This is a genomic window from Phocaeicola sp. (assembly GCF_048170425.1).
Lineage (GTDB): Bacteria > Bacteroidota > Bacteroidia > Bacteroidales > Bacteroidaceae > Phocaeicola.
This window is the reverse complement of record NZ_DBEXBB010000201.1, coordinates 17,951-27,543: the sequence shown is the minus strand read 5'-3', so window position 1 is coordinate 27,543 and position 9,593 is coordinate 17,951. Positions and strand designations below refer to the sequence as shown.

Sequence of the window (9,593 nt, the reverse complement as noted above, 5' to 3'; positions counted from 1 at the left end):
ATTAAATGTCAATTCTTTATTACTTACCGCTGGGGAATGGCATTGGTTTTCTGTTGCAGTAAAGCCAGATAGTTATGCTGTTTATATAGATGGAGTTGCTATTGATGGAACTGTTACAGATGATGAGTCTGTAGCAGCCGTATCTCGTACTGTAGCATCTGGAGAAGTCATGAATTTTATGACAGAGGCTTCAAGACTATATTTTGGTTATGGCTCAAAAGAAAAGCCTGTAAAAATGTGGATTGATGAAGTGTCTGTTTATAAAAACCTGATAACGGATAAAGAAATAGCAAAACCAGAATTGCCGGAAATTGGCGAGGGAGGCGATAGTGGTGATGATGATAATCCCGGGAATGAGAATGTTTATATTTTGGGAGCAACAGATTGTTCTTCAGGATGGTGGAGTGAGTTTTCACCTATTATGAGAGCTGATGGAGATTGTATATTCCATCATCGTTTCGTGAATCATACGAATGGACTTAATGCATGGAATAATTGGATTCTGGGAATTTCTAATGGTAAACTTCCTAATGAAGAAGGTTATCAAGAATATGCCATTGTTCGTGCTGATAATTGGGGTTGGTTGAATGGAAATGGTGATAATACTATAGAAAAGTCTGGTTATCTTTTGTCAAATACTTATGATTTGTCAAATGGGTGGGCTCTGTTCTGTGAAGAAATGGAAGGTGCAGTTGTTGATTTAACTATTCAACGTAAAGGGTCTACATTAACGATGAATGCAGATATTGTGACTAAGTCTAAGCTGAATTGGACATATAGCTGGACATATGGTGCAATTCCTGGTGGTGAACTAGGCGTATTTTTAAGTGTAGATGGCTCATATCTTGAAATAGATATGGAAGAAGCTTATGTAGGAAATAGTTACTCTCCAGGTTATAATGTAGTTGGAAGTCAGGATAATTCTACAGGATGGTGGGGCGCTCATTCTTCGAAAGTTTTAATGGAAGGTGATGGTAAGGTTGTATATCAGCTCTATAACCATACAAGTAAAGCAAATATCTGGAATAGTTATGTCTTTATCTTAACAACTGGAACACATCCTACAGAATCTGGATATAATGGCACAACTGATGAATTATTGATTTTACGTGCCGATCCGTATGGTTGGGGAGCAATCTATGATGAGGGAGCAATTACGGTTGTTGATGGAATGGATGTAGAAAAAGCTGATGGAGCTTTAGTTACCGTTTCTTTTACTAGAAAAGGGACAGATATAGCTTATAGTGCTTCTTTTGATTATAATGGTGAAACAATTACTCCTTATACTTATACAGCTTCTAATTTCCCTGAAGACCAGGAGCAATGGGCTACATTTTTTACGGTAGATAATTGCTGGCTTGATATTATATCTGTGGTAACTTATCCGTTTATTGCTAACATTAAATAATAATATATGAAAGACATACAAACAAATCCAAAAATAACGGAGGGGTATTTCCCTCGGTTATTTATGATCTTCTTTTGCATGTTGTGGACTTTAGGACTTTTTGCCCAATCCACTAAGGAAGTAAAAGGAGTAGTAAAAGATCCGACAGGAGAAACTGTAATTGGAGCCAGTGTGTTAGAAAAAGGAACCACTAATGGTACTATTACAGATTTTGATGGAAATTTTGTGTTGACTGTGTCAGAAAATGCAGTACTTCAAATCAGTTATATTGGCTATCAGACACAGGAAATTAGTGTAAAAGGAAGAAAGAATTTAGTTGTAACTTTGAAAGAAGATACAGAAGTTCTGGAAGAAGTCGTAGTTGTGGGTTATGGTGCACAGAAAAAGGAGAGTGTAGTAGGTGCCATCTCTCAGGTATCCTCAAAAGAATTATTAAAATCACCTTCTGGGAACGTGTCTCAGGCTTTGGCTGGTAAGATTTCAGGTGTGATTACTTCTCAGACTTCTGGTGCTCCGGGTGCGGATGATGCACAAATCTATATTCGTGGTCGTGCCTCTTTTGCAGGAGATAATCAACCTCTTATCTTGGTGGATGGTGTGGAACGTGAATTCTCACAGATTTCGCCTGATGATATAGAGTCTATATCGGTATTGAAGGATGCTTCAGCTACTGCTGTATATGGTGTGCGTGGTGCAAATGGCGTGATGTTGATTACTACAAAACGAGGAAAAGACCAGAAACCGACCGTTAGTTTAACTGCTAACTGGCAGGTTCAAGCTCCTACTCGTAAAGATACATACTTGGATGCTTATGATTCTGTCGTATTATTGGAAGAAGCTCGTGCTAATGATGGATTAAGTTCTCAATATTCTGCTTATGATATTGAGATGTATAAAAAAGCCCGTAACGGTCAGTTGTCAGGATTGGATGCAATGCTTTATCCGAATGTGGACTGGTATGATACGGTGCTTCGTAGCACAGCGCCTGCTCAACGTTATAATGTAAATGTGCAGGGGGGAACAAAGCGTGTTCGTTATTTTGCTTCTGCAGAATATTATAATCAGCAGGGTTTGTTCAAGAATTTCAGTACAGACCAGTATGGAAATAGTTCCAATTCAAGTTACCGCCGTTATGCTTTCCGTGGTAATCTGGACTTTCTGGTGACAGATGACCTGACGGTTTCTGTAAATTTTGGAACCCGTTTTGAGGAACGTCGTGGTCCGAATTCAGATGAGCGTTTGGATGGTTCATACAGTGAAGTCTTTTATGAGTTGAATCATACTCCGGGATGGCTTTTTCCTGTAAGTTATAACATTGGCGAAGAAGGAGAAGCAAAACAGATTCTGTATGGTGGTAACTCTCAGAACCAGAATAACATTGTTGGTCGTTTGGCTGAGGCTGGATTTACACGTGCTACCAATACAATCAATGAAACAAACTTTATTGTGAATTATGATTTGCATAAGATAACTCCGGGACTTTCTGTAAAAGGAATGGCCTCTTTTGACTACGATGCATATTATAACCGAAAGTTTACAGCTGATTTTGCTACTTATGAATTGGCAGACCGTAATAATTATAATTCTATAGATGGGTATACTCAGTTTAACAATGATACGGAACTAGCCTATGCCGGTAATGACCAGACTACGACGTATAAACTTTATATGGAGTTGCAGTTAAATTATGCCCGTAAGTTTGGCAAACATGATGTGACCGCCATGATGCTGTATAATCAGAATGATTATCGTTATCAGGCTGATTTGGCTAAACGTTATCAGGGATTAGTTGGTCGTGCAACTTATGGATATGATGATCGTTATCTGGCAGAAGTGAACTTTGGTTTTAATGGTTCTGAAAACTTCCGTAAGGGTAAACGATTTGGTTTCTTCCCTTCATTCTCTTTAGGATGGCGTATTTCCAACGAAAAATTTATGCAGCCTGTTTCCGGTTGGTTGAACAATCTTAAATTGCGTGCATCTTATGGTGAGGTTGGTAATGATGTATATATGGTGAGTGGTGTGCAGCAGCGTTTCTTGTATGAACCCGTATGGACACAGTTGGCTAATGCTTATCGTTTTGGAAGCAATCAGACGGTAACAGGTATTTATGAAAGTCAGTATCCTAACTATGATGTAACTTGGGAGCGTGCTCGTAAATACAATGTCGGTTTGGAGTTTGGTTTGTGGAATGGTTTATTGACTGGAAATTTTGATTACTTCTATGAGAGCCGTACGGATATTCTTACTCAGTATCTGACACGTCCGCAATGGGTGGGAGTTGTAATGGCTGCTGGTAATTTGGGAAAGACAAAGAACCAAGGTGTTGAACTTGAGTTGAAACATAATAATCGTATTGGTAAAGATTTTTACTACAATGTAGGATTTACTTTCTCACATGCACGTAATGAAATTCTTGATATGGATGAACCAGATGCGAAGACTGATTATCGTAAACAGGAAGGACATCCGATTAATCAATATTTTGGATTGATCTGTGATGGTTTTGTTACTCAGGCAGATTTGGACAATCCGGATTTTCCGAAATCTACTTATGGAAATGTACAAGTGGGTGATTTGAAATATCGGGATATGAATGGTGATGGCTTCATTGATGACCGTGATGAAACATTTATTGGCTATAGTGATATTCCAGAAAATACATATGCATTGACTCTTGGAGCTCAGTGGAAAGGAATCGGCTTCAGTGTCATGTTCCAAGGAGTAGATCATGTTTCTCGCTTTTATGATGCAGAAGCTATGTTTGCCTTTGTAAATGGTGGTAAGGTAAAGGAACATCATTTGGGACGTTGGAATCCGGCTATGAGCGAAGAATATAACCTGGCAAATGCTACTTATCCTTTATTGCATTATGATTCTTATGGAAACCATAATCAGCGACAGAACTCATTCTTCCTGAAGAATGGTGCGTTCTTGCGCTTAAAGAATATTGAACTTAGCTATTCTTTGCCGCAGAGCTGGATTAAGAAAGCGGCTATGAAAGAATGCAGAATTTATGTGAATGCTAGCAACCTGGTTACTTGGGATCATTTGGGAGGCTTGACTGACCCGGAAAGTAATGGCTCGAATCGTTATCCGATTATGAAAACCGTAAACTTTGGTGTGAATATTCAATTCTAAAAAATATCAGTATGAAAATAAATAGAACATTAATATATACCTTGTTGACTGCAACACTTTCAGGAATGTCCTTGACTTCTTGTGAAGAAATGTTCGGAGACTTTCTGGATAAGCAGCCAAGTAATGAACTGACAGAGGAGGAAACCTTCAGTTTATGGACGAACATGGAAGAGTTTCATTATGATACTTATAATTTTCTACGCCATGGTATAGGACGTATTAACAATTCCTGGATGGATTCTGCCACCGATTTAGGTGAGACCAGTTATTCTAATGCAGGAACTCGTGTGAGCTTCAATATTGGAAATTATTATAGTGCAGAAGCTGCAAATGAACTGACCGATGTGTGGGAAAACTATTATCGTGCCATTCGTAAATGTAATATGCTGCTGGAAAAAATAGATGAGGTTCCTCAGGCAGAAGAAGATACCTATGATGTATATCTTCGTGATAAAGCTGTGTATAAGGCGGAAGCCCGTTTTTTTAGAGCCTATTTCTATTGGGAACTGTTTTTGCGATATGGCCCGGTACCTTTGGTGACAAAGGTTCTTGATCCGGACGGTGATTTGATTTCTGATTACAAGGAACGCCCCACGACAAAAGCTTATGTACAAGAGTTTATACTAAAGGAATTAGCTGAATGTGAGAGTGATTTGCTGACAGTAGATGAGGTACAAGCTGAGTTGGATAAACTTTCCGGCCGTGTATGGCAGCCTGCTGCACGTGCTTTGGCCTGTCGTATAAAATTGTATATGGCCAGTCCGCATTTTGCCGGACAGACTGATATTACCTGGCAAGATGCAGCCGATGCGGCAAAAAGTTTTATTACAGATTTTGGGGATACAGGTAAATTTAAGCTTTGGCAGGAAGAGAATGCTACTGCGGAAACAAATTATACGAATGCAATCCTGAAACCTGCGACAGACAACGGTAAAAATCCAGAAATAATTTTCTGGCGTAATGACGGTGCGTTTGGTTGGAGCGCAGTAGAAAATGATACTCCTGTGGGAGAAGGAGGAAAAGGAGGCATGTGTCCTTCGCAGAATTTGGTGGATATGTACGATTTGGCGGATGGAACGTCTCCATTTACAGAATATGATGAGACGGGAGCTCCCGTGTATAACTCAACCACATCTAATGGGATTCCGGTTCCGACTATAAAGCCGGGAGTACGTTATAATGATGCTAATCCATGCTATAATCGTGATCCCCGTTTGGCGGCTTCTATCTTATATCATGGGGTCACTTGGAATGATGGCACAATAAACGTAATTCAAGGACAGCGTGATAACCCTATTGGTAATGCGAATGTAACTCCTACGGGATATTATCTTCGTAAATATATGCCAGAGGAAATCTTGGCAAACAATCATGGTGGAACGGCATTTAGAAACTGGATTTTTATCCGTTATGCGGAAATTTTGCTTGACTATGCAGAAGCAATTAATGAAGTTGGTCCAAGTAATTATAAGGAAGCTTTGGCTACTATTCAGCCGATTCGTGACCGTGTGGGGATGACGTTGCAACTGGAAAATCGCGCAGACCTTCAGTCACAAGAGGCTGCTCGTAAATTCATCCGTCGTGAACGTACGGTAGAACTGGCATTCGAAGATCATCGTGCATGGGATGTGCGTCGTTGGGGAGTAGCCAAAGAGGCATTGGCCCGTGATATTTATGGGGTAGATGTGATACGTGAAAACGGACAGACGAAGTATGTGCGCAAGGTTGCTCAGCCTCGTGTGTTTGAAGACAAAATGTATCTTTACCCTATACCAGAAGGTGAGGTTTGGAAGACCAATATTGAGAATAATCCAGGATGGAACTAATAAAAGATTCAATGGTTATGTGTAAGATAAGTAAGAAAAACAAAATACGTACAGGGCTGGGTAAAGTTCTACTGGCTACTGTATTAGGCTCTGCATCTCTTTCTGTATGGGCACAAGAAGGCATATTAAAAGGTCGTGTGGTAGATGTGGAGGGAAATCCAATTCCGGGTGCTGTTGTAAATGTGCTTGAAGGTAGCCGAATTGCTTTAAGTGACGAAAACGGATATTTCCAGTTGAAGAAAGTGGTACCTAATGACGAAATTTATGCTACTTGCGTGGGGTATCTTCCTGCGACTGAAGTAGCTTCCAAACTTGACGGTGGTTTTACTATTGTTTTGAAAGAAGATACAGACATATATATGCACACAGCACCTGTACCTTTCGGCCGGAAACCCATGAAATATATGACAGAAGCTACATCTGTGGTAACTGGTGAGGAATTGGAAAAACACCCGGTAACCGTGTTGCAGAATGCGTTTACCTCAACAGTAACAGGTGTAGAAACATATGAAAAGAATTCAGAGCCAGGATGGAGTGAGACTTTATTCTATATTCGTGGTTTACGTACTATGAATAATAATTTGGCAAATGATGGACAGATTGCGGAGAAACCTTTGGTTATTGTTGATAATGTAGAACGAGATTTGTCCTTCTTGGATGCCTATCCAATAGAAAGCATTACAATTTTAAAGGATGCTGCCGCTTGTGCTATTTATGGTATGCGTGGGGCGAATGGAGCCATTATTGTAACTACAAAACGTGGTCAGGCTGGCAGGACAAAAATTGACTTTACACAAGAAGTCGGTTTTCAGACTGTATCAGGTATTCCTGAGAGTCAAAATTCATATAATTATGCTTTGACAAAAAATCAGGCAAATTATCTGGATGGAAAAGAACCTGAATTTAGTGATTATGACATCGAAATGTATCGTCGTGTATGTAATGGCGAACAGCTGACAGGCATGGATCGGTACAAGTATTTTAATACGAACTGGCATGATACGATGTTAAGAGACTTAGCTCCTCAATATCGTACTAATTTGCAGATTAGCGGAGGTAATGCCCGTGCACGTTATTATGTATCTTTCTCTTATTTACGTCAGGAAGGCTTATATGATACAGAGTGGACTGAATACAATGATGGTTATAGTACTCAGCATACATTGAACCGTTATAATTTACGTTCGAATATTGATATCGATGTCAATAAATTTTTGAATGTGTCTTTAGATTTAGGTGGACGTATTGATAATATCAGTCAGCCTGGTATTGATACGTGGAACATTTTTACATGGGGGGCAGGTGAAAACCTTCCTATTAATCCGGTTGTTACCCCTAATGGAAACTGGTTCTTTCCTTCGGACAGTGATAGTAAGAATGGAGCAGCTCAGATTGCAGGTAGAGGAATTGAAAAGAACCGTCGGCGTAACTTATATACCACATTGACTGCAAACGGAGATTTAGGTTCATTGTTGCCGGGCTTGAAAGCAAACTTGACTTTCAGCTTTGACTCTTATGAGACTTTCCGCCAGACTCAAGTTGCAGACATTGACGGATATTACTATAATTTCCGTGATGATGTGAGTGACGTGTCGCAATATACCTATAAGCGTATGCGTACAGCAGCTTCTCTGCCCAACCCTAGTACTTCTCCACGTGATTATTATTATAATATCAATATTAATGGAGGGCTGTCATATAATCATACTTTTAATAAAAAACACTGGCTGGATGCCAAAGCCTTTATGCGTTCCTATCAGAACGTAGTACGTGGACAATACTCTTCTAATCGTTATCTTTCTTATAATGCACAGGCTACTTATGTATACGATAACCGCTATATTGTATCGGGTAATGTGTCTTATATGGGGAATGATAATTTTGCTCCGGGAGAACGCTATGGATTGTTCCCTGGCGGTTCGGTAGGATGGGTTTTGTCTGAAGAACCATGGTTCAAGAATAAGGCCACTCAGTTGTTGAAGATTCGTGCTTCTTATGGTCGTGCCGGCATGTCGGATATTTATACTACTTCGGACGGGGTTCCTTCGGTTCGTTATCCTTATCAGGGAGCTTATACTGAAGCCGGTGGCCGTTATAACTTTGGTACTTCACAGTCGGCTTATACGGGTATTTATGAATCTACAGTAGGAAACAGCAACATCAAATGGGAGGTTTCCGACATGGTTAATGTTGGGTTGGATTTTGATTTCTGGAATAAAAAACTGTATGGACAAATTGATTTATTCAAAGAATGGCGTTCAAATATTCTTGTGACACGTTCTACTGTACCGACAGGTATGTTTGGAGCTGCCGTACCTTTGGACTCTTATGGAAAAGCAGAAACAAAAGGCTTTGAAGTAACATTGGGACACATCAATAAAATAGGTGACTTTACCTATCATATTCAGGGAATGTTGACGTACAATACCAACAAGATTACGGAAATGGATGAAGTGGCACCTGATTATGCGTATCAGTCAAAGACTGGTAACCGTATAAATCAAAGCCAGTTGCTGACATGGGTACAATGGGCGAGTGATCCGGATTTGATTCCAGAGTCTCATCAAGATGCCATTGATCATCCGGAGAAATACCCCTGGCATTCTGCTGGAAAGTATCAGTTGGGTAATGCCATTTTTAAAGATACCAATGGAGACCGCATTATTGATGCTTACGATAAAGAACCGATGGGGTATACAAAAATTCCGGAATTGATTCCGACTGTGAATGTGGGGTTTGAATGGAAAGGACTGGATGCCCGCGTGGTTTTGACTGCTTACTTGAACCGTACGGTAGGCTGTCGTGAGAATATGGACTATGGTTTTGGATGGGGAGGAACTTCTACTCATGAAGTGGTCAATACATGGGGTTATTATACAGATGATCCGACTGACCCGCGTAATATAAATGCAAAATATCCACGTTTGTCTAACTCATTCAGTAATATTGACCGTAATTATCCATATAATGAATCTACTATCTGGGTAGTAAATGGAGATTTCCTTTCTTTGCGTAACGTAGAGGTGGGTTATTCTTTACCTAAGAAATGGATAGCAAAGGCTAATATGACTAAGGTACGTATTTATTTCAGTGGTTACAACTTGTGTAACTGGAGTCATTTGCCAAAAGGTTTTGACCCTGAAAATCCATTGAACTATATATGGAATTATCCTAAAACAAAATCATTTACATTTGGTATTAATGTAGGATTCTAAATA

General features: G+C 39.7%; 4 protein-coding genes. All 4 read left to right on the top strand.

The window, feature by feature from the left end:
• On the top strand, positions 1 to 1,408 hold a 1,408-nt coding region (locus tag ACMJ0U_RS08000; protein ID WP_417129444.1), incomplete at its 5' end, for a hypothetical protein.
• A gap of 63 nt (positions 1,409 to 1,471) precedes the next feature.
• Positions 1,472 to 4,549 carry a SusC/RagA family TonB-linked outer membrane protein gene (locus ACMJ0U_RS07995; protein ID WP_417129446.1) on the top strand — a complete coding sequence of 1,026 codons (3,078 nt, stop codon included), beginning with the start codon at positions 1,472 to 1,474 and terminating at the stop codon, positions 4,547 to 4,549.
• A gap of 11 nt (positions 4,550 to 4,560) precedes the next feature.
• Positions 4,561 to 6,375, top strand: coding sequence for a RagB/SusD family nutrient uptake outer membrane protein (locus ACMJ0U_RS07990; protein WP_417129442.1), 1,815 nt, complete (start codon positions 4,561 to 4,563; stop codon positions 6,373 to 6,375).
• 17 nt (positions 6,376 to 6,392) lie between these two features.
• Positions 6,393 to 9,590 (top strand): SusC/RagA family TonB-linked outer membrane protein, encoded by a 3,198-nt coding sequence (locus ACMJ0U_RS07985; RefSeq protein ID WP_417129440.1) that lies wholly within the window; start codon positions 6,393 to 6,395, stop codon positions 9,588 to 9,590.
• Positions 9,591 to 9,593 lie beyond the last annotated feature (3 nt).

What these genes read in the sequence shown, in the direction of transcription:
- ACMJ0U_RS07995 (WP_417129446.1), top strand. Translation starts at nt 1,472, where the DNA reads ATGATCTTCTTTTGCATGTTGTGGACTTTAGGACTTTTTGCCCAATCC.
- ACMJ0U_RS07990 (WP_417129442.1), top strand. Translation starts at nt 4,561, where the DNA reads ATGAAAATAAATAGAACATTAATATATACCTTGTTGACTGCAACACTT.
- ACMJ0U_RS07985 (WP_417129440.1), top strand. Translation starts at nt 6,393, where the DNA reads ATGTGTAAGATAAGTAAGAAAAACAAAATACGTACAGGGCTGGGTAAA.